The following is a 16,577-nucleotide window of genomic DNA, read 5'->3' on the forward strand; positions in this document are numbered from 1 at the left end:
TAATAGGTTTTAAAAAGCCATGACAGCTGTCCACTGGTGGGCACTTTAATGTTCTATAGATGAACATCGCTAAAATTAAGCTAATACTAATTTTAATTTAATTAATTGATTATCAGTGTTTTAAATTAATGGCATTGTATTAGTAAAGGGGGTTTAATAATTATCGGCCATTCTATGCTAACCAATTTTATAAAAATAGCTTTCAGAAATTTATTGAGGTTTAAAGGTTATACTTTGATCAACCTGTTGGGCTTGTCCATTGGTCTTACTGTGGGCATTCTTATTATGCTGTTTGTGGTGAATGAAACCTCTTTTGATAAGTTTCATCAAAAATCAGATAGAATATACAGAACGGTTACGCTCATGGATGAGTCAGATGATCGAGAAGGTTATGCTGGCATGGGTTGGGGTGTTGGTCATCAGTTAAGAACTCAATTTCCGGAGGTGGAGAGTGTGGTTTATATTAAAGATGCATCATTTTTAAACGTGCTAGATCAGGGTAAGCGCTACGAGCAAAGTCTGTATTTCGCTAGTCCTGAGATGTTTGAAATATTCACTTTTAATTTCAAGGAAGGTGATGCTGCATCTGCTTTAGAAAAGCCAAATACGGTGGTCATCACAAAAGAAATGGAGTCTCGCTACTTTGGTAATTCAGAAGCCATCGGTAAAGTAATCACTTTTAGCGATTCTTCTGAATATGAAGTAACAGCTGTAATAGAGGACATTCCAGTAAATTCTCACATCCAGTTTGATATGTTGCTGTCTTTCGCTTCCTATGAAAAGCTTAGTCCAAATTTTACCTACAGTGGGGGCTGGGGTAATTTGAATGTATTCAATTATGTTTTGCTTAAACCGAATGTGAAAGTATCAGCTTTTCGAAAAAAGGTGGAGGATATTTATAATATCAATGCCGGCGAAATGCTTAAATCTTTTGGAGTAAGCTGGAGGGTAGGCATTGAGCCTTTAGATGAGATTTATTTAAGTTCTAACATCTCTAATATTTTCGGTCCCAAAGGATCTATGGATCAGGTGTGGTTAGTCTCTGCTATTGCCATTTTCATTATCATTCTCGCTTGCATCAACTTTGTTAATCTAACCACGGCTCGTTCGGTATACAGAGCCAAAGAAGTGGGGCTTCGTAAAGTGGTTGGTTCCTCTCGTGGTTCTCTGTTTTGGCAGTTTCTTAGTGAGTCTTTCTTTCTTACATTCATAGCATTTTTATTAGTGATCATCATTTTGGATATGATGCTACCATTCTTTAATCATTTGATGGATAGGAACTATGAATTGATGCAATTGCTTTCATTACCAGTGCTTTCTGGAGCTATCTTGTTGGTTTTTGGAATCACTTTTCTCGCTGGTTTCTACCCTGCGTTCGTTCTTTCTGGCTATCAACCTAATGCTATTTTAAAAGGCAATATGTCTTCTTCTAGAAAAGGGGCTGCTTTGCGTAAATTTTTGGTAGTGTTTCAGTTTGTCATCTCTTCCGGTTTAGTGCTGGCAACGCTCATAGTGATAGATCAGCTTAATTTTATGAGAGATCAAGAGCTTGGATTTTCTCAAGAGCAAATCTTAGTGCTTGACTTAACCAGATTAGATAACACCAGAAATGTGGAGTCCTTTAAAAATACTTTAAAGATGCAGTCTCAAATATCTTCAGTTACTTTCACCAATGCTTTGCCGGGCCGACCTGGCTGGCAGGGACAGGTAGCCATGCCTGAGGGTTTTCCAAAGGATAAAAGCGTTACTACTGAATATATGGCTGTGGATGAAGGCTATTTAAATACCCTTCAACTCCAACTAATAGCTGGCAGAGATTTCGATTTAAAAAGTATGGCCGACTTAAAGGATGGTCTGATTATTAACGAAACCTCAGTGGCTGAAATGGGGTGGTCTACACCTGAAAATGCTATTGGAAAAAAGATTACTTCTCCCTCAGGCTACCCTGAAGGTACGGTGATAGCCGTAGTAAAAGATTATCATGGTATGGGCCTTCAAGAAAAAATATGGCCTAAAGTGATGGATTATAATCCAAAAGCTTCATCATACTTAGCTTTAAGGTTGTCTACCCAGAACCTGAGCGGCTTGGTGCATGATATAGAGTCTTCCTGGGCTGACTATTTCCCAGGTTATGAGTTTGATTATTACTTCATGGATGACGATTTCAACAAGCAATATGCTCATGAAGAAAGGCTTATAAATGTGCTTACATTATTTACATTCCTTACCATCATTGTGGCTGCAATAGGTCTGCTGGGTTTGGTCTCTTTCATGGTGCTTTCCAAAACCAAGGAAATAGGTGTAAGAAAAGTGCTAGGTGCCAACAGCTGGAACATTACCAAGCTAATTTTTAAGGAATTTATAGTTTTAATATTAGTGGCCAACTTGCTGGTGGTTCCATTTGTATGGTACTTTGGACAGCAATGGCTGGAGCAGTTTGCTTACCACATGAGCATCAATCTATTGATATTTCCACTTACCATTATAATCACCATTTTCATGGCTATGCTGGTGGTGGGGTATAAAACCATCAAGGCGTCACTATTGAATCCTGTAGAGACTCTAAGAGCAGAATAACAACAACTCAAAATACAACGACATGTTTAAGAATTATATCAAAATTGCCATTCGCAACCTAAGGCGGCATTTATCCTATTCGGTGATCAATATCATAGGGTTAACAGTGGGGCTGACAGCAGCATGCCTTTTATTTATGTATGTGGCAGATGAACTATCTTATGATAAAGGTTATAAAAAATCTGATAGGATCGCCCGTATTGTAGAAACCGAAAAAGGAGCTGAAGGCCAGGAGAAATGGGCGTTTACTAACTATAAGATGGGGCCTGCTCTAGTTGAGGAGTTTCCTAATGTGGTAAATCAAGTACGCTTAATGCAACCATTTGGTCATTTGGATATTGAATGGAAGGGTGAGCGAATAGCGGAGCGCAGTTGGGTGATGGCTGATAGTACATTGTTTGATATTTTAGATTTCGAATTTATTGAAGGAGACCCAAACACAGCGTTGAAAGATCACAACTGTGTGGTGATTAGAGATGAAATTGCCAGGAAATACTTTGGAGATGAGCCAGCTCTTGGAAAGGAATTGCCATTTTATCAGATCGAACCTTTAAAGGTAACAGGAGTTATAAAATCTCAAGATAATGTAACCTACAGAGCAGATCTGATACTGTCTTATAATAGTGGCGTTCTAAGTAACCCGTATTTTAAGGCTGCTAAAGAAAGTTGGTATAGGTTTTCTACCACCACATTTGTTGAACTGGCTTCTCCTGAAGATGTAAATGAAGTTAATCAGCAATTACCCGCTTTTGTGGCTAAACATAGAACTGTAGAAACCCCTTTAGGAGATCCATATTTACAGAGTTATGAAGATATCTATCTAAACTCAGCAGATATTGAGTCAGGTTCTGATGTAAAAGGCAGTTGGTTCTATATTTATTTATTCAGTGCTGTCGGTATTTTCATTTTACTCATCGCTTGTATCAATTATGTAAATTTAGCAACAGCCAGGTCTACCGAAAGAGCCAGAGAAATAGGAATAAGAAAAGTCTCTGGAGCCTACAAGAAGCAGTTAATAGGGCAGTTTCTTAGCGAATCGGTTCTGATATCAGCCATTGCTTTCATCTTATCGGTTGGTTTGGTAGATGTGAGCCTGCCGTTCTTTTCTGTAATTGCGGGCAAGCAGATCATTATGGACGCCGATAACTTTGTGAGTATTATTCAGATGCTTTTTGCTATGGCATTGCTTACTGGTCTTATTGCTGGATTATACCCTGCTTTCTACCTTGCAAGTTTAAAACCTTCACAAACTTTAAAAGGTGAGATGTCAACCTCAAGAGCAGGTCTGGTATTGAGAAAGGCTTTAGTGATTTTTCAGTTCACATTATCTATTGTGATGATTATTGCTACCATAGTAATGTATCAGCAGTTGGATTTTGTAAATAACAAAACTTTAGGGTTTGACAAGGAGCATATACTGGTGATAGACATAAATGCCAGTAATGTTAGGAGAAACTTCAAGGCCATGAAGGAAGAATTTGGTAAGGTTTCTCAAGTAGAGATGGTAGCTACTTCTTCACGCCTGCCAGGAGATTGGAAGCATATAAATGAAGTAATAGCTAAAAAGTATGGTTCCGAATCTGACTCATTAGATAGCTATTTCATGAATTTCGATGAAGATATGATGGCTACTTATGATTTGAAACTGGCTGCAGGCGAGAATTTCAAGGGATCATTAGGAAGTGATTCTACGGCTATCATGATCAACGAATCTGCAGCTGCCAAGTTATTTGGAGATGATGATCCTGTAGGACGAAAAGTGATTGTTAATGATATCCCGTATGCTTTTAATGTGGTGGGTGTAATCAAAGATTTTAATTATCAATCACTTCATCAGCCCATAAGACCTTTGTTGATTGGCTATTACCAAAATCCAGTATCCGAAATAGATTATTTTTCGCTCAAAATATCACCTAATTCAGATTATAAGGCAGTAGTTGAGGCTGCAAAAGGTATCCATAAGAAGTTTGATGAATATACTTCTATGGAATATCATTTCTTAGATGATCAGCTGAACCTTTTTTATAAGGAAGAAATTAAAGCCCAGCAGATTTTTCAAATAGGAGGATTTATAACATTGCTTATAGCATGCATGGGGCTCTTTGGTTTGTCATCTTATCTGTTAAGAAAGAAAGTGAAAGAGGTGAGCATAAGAAAAGTTCTCGGAGCCAATGCTTATCAGCTTTTCATTCAACTGTCTAAAACTTTTGTGGTGCAAGTGATCTTAGCCACATTAATGGCGGCGCCTCTTGCCTGGTGGCTTATGACTAGCTGGTTAAGTTATTTCACTTATAAAGTAGATGTTCAGCCAACGGTGTTTGTTATAGCTGGCTCGGTAGGGGTAATAATTACGATTTTCACTACTGGATATCAGACTATTAAGGCTACCAGAGCCAACCCGGTTACTACTTTAAAATCTGAATAATAAATCAAAAGCTCCAGGTGATTTCACCTGGAGCTTTTGATTACCTCTTTTCGTAAAGTATATCTTTTCTCTTCTTAATCTGCCTTTTTAGTTTTTCTACTACTTCCATCACAGATTCTCTGAAGCTCTCAGACTGATGGTCAGCGTAAAGCGTGGGGCCCGGTAAGAAAAGTTTTATCTCAGCAATTTTTGTTTCGTCGTGGTTGTCTTTTACAGACTTGAGATAGACGTCCACTCCAGTGATCTGGCTATCGAGTTTTGTTAAATGCTTTAAACGATCTTCCACAAAGTCAATAAGCTCCTTATTAGCACTAAACCCAATTGTTTGTATATCAGTTTTCATAAATAGTTAGTTATTAGCGTCCTCCAATTAGTCTAAGTAATAATATTACTACTGCTGCTACTAACAGCACATGAATGAGCCATCCCAGATCAAAGTAAAAGAATCCGAAAAACCAGCCCAATATCAAAACGATGATGACTATTAGAAAACAACCTCTCATAATATTTAATAGTTTTTAGGATGAACTGGCGGCTATTTTCATGCCATTAGAATAATCAACTCTATTTCATAATATGGCCGGTTGGCGCTGTGGAAATTTATTACCGATAACCTCTTTTTTCTACAATTTCAATTACTTTTAAACTATGTATTGCATGGTAAACGGTAAGTTGATTGAAGAGAGTGCTGCTACGCTGAGCGTGAAGGACTTGAGCGTTTTAAGGGGCTATGGTATTTTTGATTTTTTCCGTACGGATTTTCATAGACCTTTATTTTTAGAAGACCATTTGCAGAGACTGCAATATTCTTCTGCCAAGGTATTTCCAGACCATCCATTAGATATGGAAGATGTGAAAAAGCAAATTCTTGATTTGCTCAGTATCAATAAAATGGCCTTTTCTGGAATTAGAATAGTAAGAACGGGCGGTGAAACCAAAAACGGTTATGACGTTGGAGATCCAAATCTTATTATCACCCAGGAAGATATTAGCTTCCCTTCATCAGAGAAGTATGCAAATGGAGTGAAATTGATTTCACACGAGTTCCAGCGCGAATTGGTAGATGTAAAAACCATTAGTTATATGACCAGCATTTGGCTACAGCCTCAGGTAAGAAAGCATAACGCCTATGATATCATCTATCATCAGAACGGAAACCTAAGTGAGCTAACCCGAAGCAACTTTTTTATAGTGGATAAAAATGGAGTATTGGTAACTCCGCCATCCAATATTTTAAAGGGAATTACCAGAAAGAAGGTCTTGCAGGTAGCTGGTGATATTATGGAGGTTGAAGAAAGGCACATTCATTTAGCTGAGCTCGCAGAGGTGCAGGAAGCCTTCTTAACCGGTACTACTAAGAAAGTTTTGCCAGTAGTAGAGGTAGATGATGTGGTTATAGGAAATGGAAGACCCGGTGAACGAACTAAAGAGCTAATGCTTAAATTTGAGCAACTGGAGAAAGATTATTTTAAACAATAAACAGAAATAGATGAGTGCGAAGAAGATAGTGTCATGGAATGTAAATGGCATTAGAGCTATTATAAAGAAAGAATTTATTGAAAATGTAAATAAAATGAGCCCTGATATTCTGTGTTTGCAGGAAACGAAGGGCGCAGTGGAAGATGTGAAAACTGCTTTGCAGTTAATGACAGATTATAAAATTTACGTTAACTCTTCAAAGGCTAGAAAAGGCTATAGCGGTACTGCCATACTGTCAAAAGAAGAGCCCATTTCTGTAGTTTATGATCTAGGTATGGAAGAGCATGATCAGGAGGGAAGGGTAATTACCGCAGAGTATGAATCGTTTTTTCTGGTAAACGTTTATACTCCTAATTCAGGACAAGGCCTAAAAAGATTAGACTATAGACAAACCTGGGATGAGCATTTCCTCGCTCATCTTAAGAAGCTAGAAGAAAAAAAGCCTGTAATCCTATGTGGAGATCTAAATGTAGCTCATCAAGAGATAGATATAGCCCGGCCAAAGCAGAACTATAACAAGTCCGCAGGCTTTACCCAGCAGGAAATCGATGGCTTTGGAAGATATCTTGAAGGAGGATTTGTAGATACTTTCAGACATTTCTACCCTGAAGAAGTAAAGTACTCATACTGGAACTACATGTTCAATGCACGAGCAAATAATGTAGGATGGAGAATTGATTATTTCCTTGTGAGTAAAATTATGATGGATCAGGTAAAGGCGGCTCATATTCATAATGAATACTTAGGGTCAGATCACTGCCCTGTAGAACTAGAGTTAGTCTAAGATCCTTTTTTAGGTAGGTAATTCGTAAGAAAAACCACCAATTTGCGTGATTCGGTTGTTGTTGTTTTTGTCTAAGTTAGAGTAGGTCAAAACAACAACAACAACATGTATTACATTTTTAACAACCATCCCCGGCTGGTCCGGAAGAGGTATGTACTTACCTGGGTCTTGCTGCTGCTATCAACAGCACTATTTGCCGATAAACTCGGATTCAATTTCACCAACAACAAAAAGCAAACTAAAATCAAGTTTAAGATTATTGATAATCTTATTGTGATGCCGGTCAGCATTAATGATAAGCTAAGAGTAAACCTTATTCTTGACACTGGAGGCAGAACTTTGGTGCTATTTGGAAGGAGGTTTGCCAAAAAGCTGGATGTAATTCCTAATAAAGAGGTGATCCTCAATGGTTATGGGAAAATGCACTCCCGAAAGGCTGAGCTCTCCATTGGTAATAAAGTGAATGTAGCTGATGTGGAAGGGAGAGGTATCGGAATTATAGTTACGAGTGACAAGAATTTCTTTCCAGATTCGAATTTAACGAACATTCATGGCATTATTGGCTATTCTATTTTTAGTCGGTTTGTGGTCATGATTGATTACAATAATCAGGAAATCACACTGAGTGAGCCTACTAATTTCTGCAGTGATAAGCTAAGCTTTAATCAGATGGATTTAGTAGTGAAGGACACCAAGCCCTACATTAGGGCCAGCTGGGCACATCATAATTATCAAAAAGATGCCTTCTTTCACATAGATACAGGCTCTGCCAGAGAGCTGATTTTATTTATGAAAGATGGTGAAGCGCAGGAAGAATTTCTGGAAGAACGAACCTGGGTAGGCAAAGGGTTAAATGGAATTATATCAGGTTACAGAGGGGTGGAGGTAGACCTTGCCTTACGGAGTGACGATGTAGAGAAGATAAGCCCTTATTTTATTAATAGAGAGTTTTCTAATAGAGAAATAACAGATGCCGCAGGCTCAATTGGGGGAGGTTTTCTGAAGAACTACGTAATCATATTTGATTACGTGAATGAGAAATTTTACTACAAGAAGGTTGCTTGAATTTTGAGTTGTGAAAAAGGGTAGTCTGCGAAGACTACCCTTTTCAATCTCTTAACCATAAATATCGTTAAGAACACCTGCCAGGCGAATACCTGCCTGTTCTAATCTGTGTTTCACTGTTTTCCAGTTTTTGTAACGATACTCGTAACTCAAATTAATCTTTTCCTCATTAGGCAAATCGTATACCTGATTTCTTAGCTCCATAGACTCATAGGCCCAATCACGTACGCTAGCGCTTTGCCATTTTTTAATTTCTTCTTTGGTGGCATGGTCCACTACATCTCCAAGCTCTGAGTAGCTGTAGTTTTCAGAATCAATCATACCACTATCCCACACGCTGTGTAGGTTAGATGAATTCCAGAACCACTTTAGCTTTACAGCATTTCCACCGGTATCATCACCTGTGCCTACATGTAGTGGCTGATGAATGTCTCCAACAAGGTGCACTAGCATCTTAATGTTCTGAGCTTCTTGCTCTTTGCTTAAACCACCCTTTTTAAGTTCGGCAATTACCCTTTCAATAGTGGCTATGATATCGCCATCAGGGTTTTTTTCTGCCTCTTCATAAGTTTTTCCGTTAGGGATAGTTACCCAGTGCCAATCGTGGGTGTGATCAAAGGAGTCATCAGACTTAATATCATCCATCCAGTTGCTCACGGTAGAGAGTGACTCTCCGTCAAGTACTTCTTCAAGATGTTTCTTTGCTTTTTTTGATAAGTGCTTTTCAGCTACATAACCAACTACACGGTGACCCGTCATACCCCACCCAAATACCTGAAAAGATATAAACAGGCATAAGATAAACGCTACTTTCTTTCTCATGCTAAAGATTTATTAATTATTAATACCTCCAAATGTAGGTAAGGAAGATTAAAGTAATATGAAGATGGGGTTATTTTTTAACCTCTGTCGACTGTTTTTCCAGGTCGAAAAGATCATTAAGTACATCAATAAGTGTTTCAGCCTCACCTCTTTGGCAAGCAGCTTTAAGCTGAAGTACAGGCAGCTTCATCACTTTTTGCATCATGCTCTTAGTTACCTTCTCTATGATCTTGGCTTCTTTAGCATCGGCATTTTTCAGGAATCGTGCTATCTCTTCTTGTCTGATGTCTTCCAAAGCATTTTTCAGCTTTTTAATGGTAGGAGATACCAGCATTTCTTTAGACCAGTTGTTGAATTCAGCAATGGCCTCATTGATGATGCGCTCTACATCCGGAATAGAAGCTATTCTTTTTTGAAGAGCCTCAGATGTTTTGCTTTGAATATTGTCAATGTTGTATACTAACGCTCCAGGTACATCTTCAATGTTCATCTCTACACTTCTTGGTACAGATAAATCTATGAAGAACTTAAAGGAAAGTATATCTAGCTTGTTTACTAACTCTTTTGTAATGAAAGGTTTATCTGAAGCTATAGATGAAATAACTACATCTGCATTTTGTATTGCCTCAAATACCTGATCATAAGGAGATACCTTGAAGTTGCATTCTAATGCAAGCTCCTGAGCTTTTTCCTCAGTACGGTTAGTGATATAAACTTCAGAAAATTTAGAACCTACCAGATTTCGGCAAACATCTTTACCAATTTCTCCAAGGCCTAAAATTAATATCTTAGGGTCACGAATATCTTTGGTAATATCTTCTGCTAGCTCTTTAGCAGCATAAGAAACCGAAGCAGCACCATCTCTGAATGGTGTTTCTTGCACTACTCTTTTATTAGTGAAGAAAATGGTGTGCATAAGTCTATGAAGAAATGGACCTGCCATATCCTCATCAGCACTCCACTGATAAGCTCTTTTTACCTGATTAGAGATTTGAAGATCACCCACTACCTGAGCGTCAAGACCCATGGCTACTCTAAACAAGTGCTTCACGGCCTGGTGATGATCAATTTGGCTTTTGAAAAAATCCTTTATGAGAGAAACAGCAATACCTTTTTGTAAGGCAATACCTTGTAAAATAGCATCACTTTGGTCTGTTTCTGAAGTATAATAGATTTCTGTGCGGTTGCAGGTAGATAATATTAAAACATCATTAGCGGTAGAATATTCACTAATGTATCTCAATAATTGCTTAATGTGCGCTTCATCTAACGCAAGACGCTCCCTGATGTTAATAGGAGTATCTTTAAATGTTAAACCAAGTACTTTAAAACTTTCCTGCATCTCTATCTAGTTCGTTCGCAAATTTAATTAGTATAACTATACTTTGAAAACTAGTCAGTTATTTAGAACTCTTTTAAATAATGAAAAAGCCCATCTTCAAATCTACCTGAATTCCATCATATAAATACTGATAAGAATCAGTTTAGTAAACTACTAATGTCAGTATTTCAGCAAAATCTGCTTTATCAACTTGAAAAACTAATATAATTTCAATTTATGAAAAAGAAACTAATTCGCTGGGCCCGATCTTCCTTTGGTTTATCCAGAGTGGAAGCCAATGGAATAGTTATTTTTCTTCCCCTTACGCTATTTATCATCATGATACCATCCATCTACAAGCTCTTGCTTCCAGATGTGACTCATCCTAATGACTCTGCGAAACTGGATGAACTCATAGCTCAAATAGAAATAGATTCCTCAAGTCCAGATATTAAACAAAGAGAGTGGAAAATAATTCCTTTCAATCCTAACAATATTACCTATGCTGAGCTGCTTGATTTTGGGGTGAATAAATATGCCGCTAAAAACTGGACCAATTATACGCAAAAAGGAGGCGAATTTAAAGGAGTGAGCGATTTGGAGAAAGTTTATGGAATTCATGATGATGAGTTAGAGCGTTTGTTGCCATTCGCTCAATTTCCTGAAAAAGTGGCCAAAGCACCTTTGAAGAAGGAGTTTATAAGGCCGTATGATAGTGGGAGTAAACCCGAAAAACGGACTTATGCAAAATTTGATATTAATAAGGCAGACTCTACTGATCTAAAAAGACTAAGAGGAATTGGTACAGCTTATGCCAATAGAATTATAAAATATAGAGATGTACTTGGTGGATATGTAAATAAAGAGCAGCTCAAAGAGGTCTATGGACTTAAGTCTGAAGTGCTCCAAGGTCTGGATACGTCAATATTTATTTCTGGGGGCTTTGATCCTACTAAGCTGGACCTTAATAAGGCCAGTGAGTATGATCTTTCTAAACATCCATACTTAAGGAAAAAGCATGCTTCGGCTATTATAAACTATCGCTACCAGCACGGAGAGCTACACAGTTTGGACGAATTGTATAACATTAAGCTGCTTGATTCGTTGACCATTCAGAAAATAGCTAGGTATGTAAGCTTTTAGTATTATTTCAGGATTTATAAAATAGATTCTAAAGACACATCTCTAATCAAGACATAATTTTACACCTAGTTTTTAAAATTTATCGGTAATTTTCGCTTCTTTAGGGTAATATGCACGATCTGCTTAAATCTTATCTAAACCGGCTTACCAATCTCACTGCTAATAACCGGTCTTTATTATTACTTCGCTTACCATCAGAGCAATACCTGGACATTCAGGACTTTAATTTCGTTACCAAAGGAGGTTCTTTTGAGATTATTGAGTCGCTGATAGCTGGTAAATCGCTCACCCTTTGCGCGCAAATGGATAGTAGAGATGAGGAGGTGAACGTGGTGAGCAGAAAGCTCAAGAAGATTAATCGTGCTGATAAGTTTATATATGATGAGCGTGGTTCAAAGGATCTTTATGTAGGCTGGCCGTTCCTCCGAGGAAAGCTGGCGGATGGTACGCTGATCAGGTGCCCCTTGCTTTTTTTTCCTGTAGAAATTCAGCTGGTAAATAATCACTGGCGCATGCAGCCACGGAATGATGCCGGTGTTACATTGAACAAGTCCTTTCTTTTGGCTTACTCCTATTATAATAAGGTGAAAATCCCAGATGAACTTCTGGAACGAAACCTGGAGGACTTCGATACGGATAGCACCGTGTTTAGAACGGCTTTATATCAGCTTTTCAAGGATAGTGCGATAGAGATTAACTTTAACCAGGATAATTTTCAGGATGTCCTTCAAAACTTTGAAGAGTTTAAAAAGGCAGATTTTGACGATAATGAAAAGATAGGAGAGCTTAAATTATATCCTGAAGCTGTTTTGGGGATATTTCCTCAGGCAGGCTCTTATCTGGTGCCTGATTATATGCACCTCATTGGGAATAACCATGTATTGGATATTGAGCAGTTTTTTGAAAACAGATCACCATTCGAGAAAAATGAAAAGCAGGGGCCGGACTATTATTTTCTCAATAGCGTAGAGGAGGAGAAGACTTTCACACCTTTCAAGATGGATGCCTATCAGGAAAATGCGCTAAAAGCCATTAAGAAGGGTAATTCCATTGTAGTTCAAGGCCCTCCGGGAACAGGGAAGTCACAGCTTATTTGTAATCTCATTTCTGACCATATAGCCATTGGCAAGAAGGTATTAGTGGTGTGCCAGAAAAGGGCTGCTCTGGATGTGGTATACAACAGGATGGAAGAGAAGGAGATGAACGATTTCCTCGGTTTGGTGCATGATTTTAGAAATGATAGAAAAGATATATATCATAAAATAGCCAAGCAAATAGAACGAATTGACGATTATAAAATTCGTAACAATGGCTTGGATGCAATACAGTTGGAAAGAAAATTTCTTCAGGTTAGTCGCAGGATAGACCAGATTATTGAAGAAATGGAAGAGTTTAAATTCGCCCTTTTTGATGAGAGCGAATGTGGAGTTGCCGTGAAGGAGCTTTACCTTACATCAGATGTGGAAAAGCCTACGGTTAACTTAAAGCAGGAGTACACACACTTTAGGTTTGAAGATCTACCAGCCTTTATCAATAAGCTTCATTATTATGCGCAATATGCTGAGCGATTCAATAAAACTGAATATGTGTGGCGTGAACGCAGGTCTTTCGAACATTTCAAAATCTCTGATCAGCAAAGGTTAATGACTATTTTGGAGGAGATCCCTGCCTATCAGGAGGAGATTTCTGACAAGCTGGAAGCTGTGATTGGCGAACGCTGGAGCTTTGAAGATGCTGAATTGATATTGCAGAAAAGGCAATTCATTATTGAAATGCTGGGTATTCTGAAGAACCCAAAAGCCTATGAGTACTTCAGGCACATGATGTCATATCCTGATGATGAAACAAGTAATCTTTGGCTATCGAATACGGAAAGGGTGCTGGTAGAATGCTATCGCGGTGCTGGCCCTGAAACAACCTTGCCTGCTGATCAATTGGGAAGGTTCCAGGAAGCACTTCAGAGGAATTTGGTAGCTCGTAGAAGTATATTCAGGCTTTTACAGTGGAAGCTATTCTCTAAAGATAAGGCCTTAATTAAAAGGGTTCTTGTGGCTAACGGGCTGAAGGGTAACAGAGATGGCTTTAATATAATGGTGGAGAAAATTGATAACAGGCTGAACCTGGAGCATAATCTCACCAAATTAAAGCAGCGTAATTGGATTACAGCTGTGCCGGCCACTTATGAAAAAATACATATCCAAAACTGGTTTCACCTTCAAAAGCTCTCTGTTAAAGCTAAGTTGATCTTTAACTCTCTCAGAAATTTCAAGGAGTACTTTAATGTGCAGAAGCTTTCATTTGCAGAGCTGCAGGAGAAAATTGAAGCTATCTTCAGCATCACTAAAGATATACCTGCTAAGAGAGTAGAATGGGAAACTTACCTCACGCCAAAGCAGGTGAGTACATTATTATCTTATCCTGAACGAGGTGCTGAAATGATGGCGGTGCTGAAGAAGGATTTTGATGCCCTTTGTGAATACGATAAGTTGAAGAATGAGATGACTTTGCAGGAAATGCAGGTCATTGATAAGGTTATCGATGAGGTGAAGGAGCCAAGTGTGGAGGCTGTGGAAGAGCTTTTTCAAAATAGCTTAAGAATAGCCTGGATTGAACATATTGAAACTAAGTATCCTATTTTGAGGTCTGTCTCATCCCTTAAATTCCAGAAGTTAGAAGCAGAGCTACAAAATAATGTGCGAGAGAAGCTGAACGTAAGTAATGACATGCTTCTCCTTCGTGCGCGTGAGCGGACTTATGAAAATCTGGAGTACAACAGATTAAATAACATGGTCACTTACAGAGATTTACATCATCAGGTGACTAAAAAGCGTAGAATATGGCCACTGCGTAAGCTTATTGCTGAGCACTATGAAGAATTATTCAAGCTCATTCCATGTTGGATGGCGTCACCAGAGTCTGTCTCTGCCATGTTCCCGATGCGTGAAATGTTTGATCTTGTCATTTTTGACGAGGCTTCTCAGTGTTTTGTAGAGCGAGGATTGCCTGCCATGTATAGAGGAAGGCAAATAGTAATTGCTGGTGATGACAAGCAGCTAAAGCCTAATGATCTCTATCATGTCCGCTACGAAGAGGAGGATGAGGATTTGGATACGGCATTAGAAGTAGATTCACTACTGGAGCTGGGAAGTCAGTATCTGATGAGCATTCAGCTTCAAGGTCATTATAGAAGTAAGTCACTGGATCTGATAGACTTTTCTAATCGTCATTTTTATGGTGGGAACTTAAGACTTCTGCCTGATTATGATGTAATTAATAATAATGAACCGGCTATTAAGTACATTAAATTAGATGGTGTTTGGGAGAACAACGTCAATGCGATAGAGGCCGAGAAAGTGGTAGATGTACTTCTTGATATCCTTGATCGTACGCCATTTAAAGATGTGGGAGTAGTAACATTTAATGCTAAGCAGCAGCAATTTATCTTAGATCATCTGGATCAAAGATGTGCTGATACGGGCAAAATCATTCCTGCCAACTGGTTTGTGAAAAATATTGAGAATGTTCAGGGTGATGAGAAAGACATCATTATATTCTCAACAGGCTATGCCCCGAACGCTGATGGTAAAATGATGATGCAGTTTGGTAGTTTAAATGCTGCCAACGGAGAGAACAGGCTAAATGTGGCAGTAACAAGGGCCCGTGAAAAAATAATGGTTGTGAGTAGCATTATGCCTCAGCAGCTAAAAGTAGAGGACACTAAAAATGAAGGCCCTAAGCTGTTGAAATCTTATCTTGAATATGCATGGAAGGTTTCTGAGGGTGAGTTCAAGCCTTCACCTTACCCTGAGAAAAAGCATCATTCAGAGTGGTATTTGAAGAAGAAACTAAAGGAATGGAACGTTACCCGTGGTGATGTCTTCACTCTGGAAGAGGAATTGCCATTTGCAGATCTTACCGTAAAGAGTGATGATGAACACCTTGGTCTTATTATCACAGATGATGATCTTTACTATCAAAGTATTTCAGTGAAAGACCTTCATGTTTATACGCCTTTTGTGCTGAGTAAAAAGCAGTGGGATTTTAAAGGTATCTATAGCCGTGAGTATTGGAGCAACAGAGAGCAGGTACATGAGTTGATTTACCGATTTGTAAATCATAACATGGCTAAGAAAGACTCATAATCTGCCACCGCACTTTTTACAATATGCAGCATCAATGTCGTGTCCTTCGGCACTGCAGTGCGGGCATGACTGAGTATTTACCGGATGATGTTTCTGCTGGCTCATTTCTGCTGAAACAATACCTGTGGGAACAGCTATAATTCCATATCCTAAAATCATAATTAGTGTGGCAAGCGTTTGTCCTAAGGTAGTATGAGGAGCAATATCTCCATACCCAACCGTGGTAAGTGTTACCACTGCCCAATAGATGCTTTTAGGGATGCTGGTAAAACCATTTTTACCTCCTTCTATCATGTACATCATGGTGCCAAGCACTACTACCATGGCAAAGACACCACCTATAAATACTATGATTTTGGCTCTGCTGGCTTTTAAAGCCGTTGTGAGCTGGGTGGCTTCACCCATAAATCTCCCTAGTTTAAAGACTCTGAAAACTCTGAGTAGGCGAAAACTTCTTATCACTAAAAGGCTTTGTGCACCTACGAAGAATAAGCTCAGAAATGTAGGTACTATGGATAAGAGGTCTATAAGTCCGAAGAAGCTGAAGGCATATTTCCATGGCTTGGTAACTACCAGTAGCCGAGCGATATATTCCAGCGTAAACAGAATAGTGAAGAACCACTCAATGACATATAGCAGTTCGCCATGCTCAGCTTTGATATGAGCCACGCTCTCCAGCATAACCGCTAGCACACTTAGTAAAATGGCTACCAGCAGTGTTACATCAAAAGCTTTACCCCAAAAGGTGTCGGCCTCAAAGATGATTTCATGTAATTTATACCTCCAGCTTTGGGTTTGCGTGTTCTCTTCAGTCATATA

At 38.7% G+C, this 16,577-nt stretch carries 12 protein-coding genes; 7 read left to right on the forward strand and 5 right to left on the reverse strand.

What is annotated here, in order from left to right; translation table 11 throughout:
- Nucleotides 1-174 precede the first annotated feature (174 nt).
- A complete protein-coding gene (locus LVD16_RS07755; protein WP_233773355.1) occupies nucleotides 175-2,577 on the forward strand; it encodes an ABC transporter permease in 2,403 nt (800 codons plus the stop codon).
- A 22-nt stretch (nucleotides 2,578-2,599) separates the two neighbouring features.
- Complete coding sequence (locus LVD16_RS07760) at nucleotides 2,600-5,002, forward strand: ABC transporter permease (protein WP_233773356.1); 2,403 nt, start codon at nucleotides 2,600-2,602, stop codon at nucleotides 5,000-5,002.
- A 40-nt stretch (nucleotides 5,003-5,042) separates the two neighbouring features.
- Here LVD16_RS07760 and LVD16_RS07765 read toward each other — a convergent pair whose 3' ends face one another.
- Nucleotides 5,043-5,345 (reverse strand): HPF/RaiA family ribosome-associated protein, encoded by a 303-nt coding sequence (locus LVD16_RS07765; protein WP_233773357.1) that lies wholly within the window; start codon nucleotides 5,343-5,345, stop codon nucleotides 5,043-5,045.
- Nucleotides 5,346-5,358: 13 nt separating this feature from the next.
- Nucleotides 5,359-5,505 (reverse strand): lmo0937 family membrane protein, encoded by a 147-nt coding sequence (locus tag LVD16_RS07770; RefSeq protein ID WP_233773358.1) that lies wholly within the window; start codon nucleotides 5,503-5,505, stop codon nucleotides 5,359-5,361.
- Nucleotides 5,506-5,659: 154 nt separating this feature from the next.
- Here LVD16_RS07770 and LVD16_RS07775 point away from each other — a divergent pair, with 154 nt between their 5' ends.
- From LVD16_RS07775 to LVD16_RS07785, 3 genes are all read left to right on the forward strand, one after another.
- Nucleotides 5,660-6,481: an aminotransferase class IV gene (locus LVD16_RS07775; protein WP_233773359.1), complete on the forward strand. Its 822-nt coding sequence runs from the start codon at nucleotides 5,660-5,662 to the stop codon at nucleotides 6,479-6,481.
- Between the two features lie 10 nt (nucleotides 6,482-6,491).
- Nucleotides 6,492-7,265, forward strand: coding sequence for an exodeoxyribonuclease III (locus tag LVD16_RS07780; RefSeq protein WP_233773360.1), 774 nt, complete (start codon nucleotides 6,492-6,494; stop codon nucleotides 7,263-7,265).
- Between the two features lie 105 nt (nucleotides 7,266-7,370).
- Nucleotides 7,371-8,330 carry an aspartyl protease family protein gene (locus LVD16_RS07785; protein ID WP_233773361.1) on the forward strand — a complete coding sequence of 320 codons (960 nt, stop codon included), beginning with the start codon at nucleotides 7,371-7,373 and terminating at the stop codon, nucleotides 8,328-8,330.
- A gap of 51 nt (nucleotides 8,331-8,381) precedes the next feature.
- On the opposite strand, the gene LVD16_RS07790 is transcribed toward LVD16_RS07785, so the two are convergent.
- Nucleotides 8,382-9,152, reverse strand: coding sequence for a S1/P1 nuclease (locus tag LVD16_RS07790; protein ID WP_233773362.1), 771 nt, complete (start codon nucleotides 9,150-9,152; stop codon nucleotides 8,382-8,384).
- 70 nt (nucleotides 9,153-9,222) lie between these two features.
- Nucleotides 9,223-10,494 carry a glutamyl-tRNA reductase gene (gene hemA, locus LVD16_RS07795; protein WP_233773363.1) on the reverse strand — a complete coding sequence of 424 codons (1,272 nt, stop codon included), beginning with the start codon at nucleotides 10,492-10,494 and terminating at the stop codon, nucleotides 9,223-9,225.
- A gap of 216 nt (nucleotides 10,495-10,710) precedes the next feature.
- On the opposite strand from hemA, the gene LVD16_RS07800 reads away from it, so the two are divergent.
- A complete protein-coding gene (locus tag LVD16_RS07800; RefSeq protein WP_233773364.1) occupies nucleotides 10,711-11,616 on the forward strand; it encodes a helix-hairpin-helix domain-containing protein in 906 nt (301 codons plus the stop codon).
- Between the two features lie 110 nt (nucleotides 11,617-11,726).
- Nucleotides 11,727-15,758: an AAA domain-containing protein gene (locus LVD16_RS07805; RefSeq protein WP_233773365.1), complete on the forward strand. Its 4,032-nt coding sequence runs from the start codon at nucleotides 11,727-11,729 to the stop codon at nucleotides 15,756-15,758.
- Here the strand turns inward: LVD16_RS07805 and LVD16_RS07810 are convergent.
- Nucleotides 15,753-16,574, reverse strand: coding sequence for an ion transporter (locus LVD16_RS07810; RefSeq protein ID WP_233773366.1), 822 nt, complete (start codon nucleotides 16,572-16,574; stop codon nucleotides 15,753-15,755). The two genes, LVD16_RS07805 and LVD16_RS07810, sit on opposite strands and share 6 nt — an antisense overlap.
- Nucleotides 16,575-16,577: the final 3 nt, after the last annotated feature.

It is taken from the genome of Fulvivirga ligni, from assembly GCF_021389935.1.
Lineage (GTDB): Bacteria > Bacteroidota > Bacteroidia > Cytophagales > Cyclobacteriaceae > Fulvivirga > Fulvivirga ligni.

Coding starts and splice junctions, on each gene's coding strand:
- LVD16_RS07755 (WP_233773355.1), top strand. CDS start 175: ATGCTAACCAATTTTATAAAAATAGCTTTCAGAAATTTATTGAGGTTT.
- LVD16_RS07760 (WP_233773356.1), top strand. CDS start 2,600: ATGTTTAAGAATTATATCAAAATTGCCATTCGCAACCTAAGGCGGCAT.
- LVD16_RS07765 (WP_233773357.1), bottom strand. CDS start 5,345: ATGAAAACTGATATACAAACAATTGGGTTTAGTGCTAATAAGGAGCTT.
- LVD16_RS07770 (WP_233773358.1), bottom strand. CDS start 5,505: ATGAGAGGTTGTTTTCTAATAGTCATCATCGTTTTGATATTGGGCTGG.
- LVD16_RS07775 (WP_233773359.1), top strand. CDS start 5,660: ATGGTAAACGGTAAGTTGATTGAAGAGAGTGCTGCTACGCTGAGCGTG.
- LVD16_RS07780 (WP_233773360.1), top strand. CDS start 6,492: ATGAGTGCGAAGAAGATAGTGTCATGGAATGTAAATGGCATTAGAGCT.
- LVD16_RS07785 (WP_233773361.1), top strand. CDS start 7,371: ATGTATTACATTTTTAACAACCATCCCCGGCTGGTCCGGAAGAGGTAT.
- LVD16_RS07790 (WP_233773362.1), bottom strand. CDS start 9,152: ATGAGAAAGAAAGTAGCGTTTATCTTATGCCTGTTTATATCTTTTCAG.
- hemA (WP_233773363.1), bottom strand. CDS start 10,494: ATGCAGGAAAGTTTTAAAGTACTTGGTTTAACATTTAAAGATACTCCT.
- LVD16_RS07800 (WP_233773364.1), top strand. CDS start 10,711: ATGAAAAAGAAACTAATTCGCTGGGCCCGATCTTCCTTTGGTTTATCC.
- LVD16_RS07805 (WP_233773365.1), top strand. CDS start 11,727: ATGCACGATCTGCTTAAATCTTATCTAAACCGGCTTACCAATCTCACT.
- LVD16_RS07810 (WP_233773366.1), bottom strand. CDS start 16,574: ATGACTGAAGAGAACACGCAAACCCAAAGCTGGAGGTATAAATTACAT.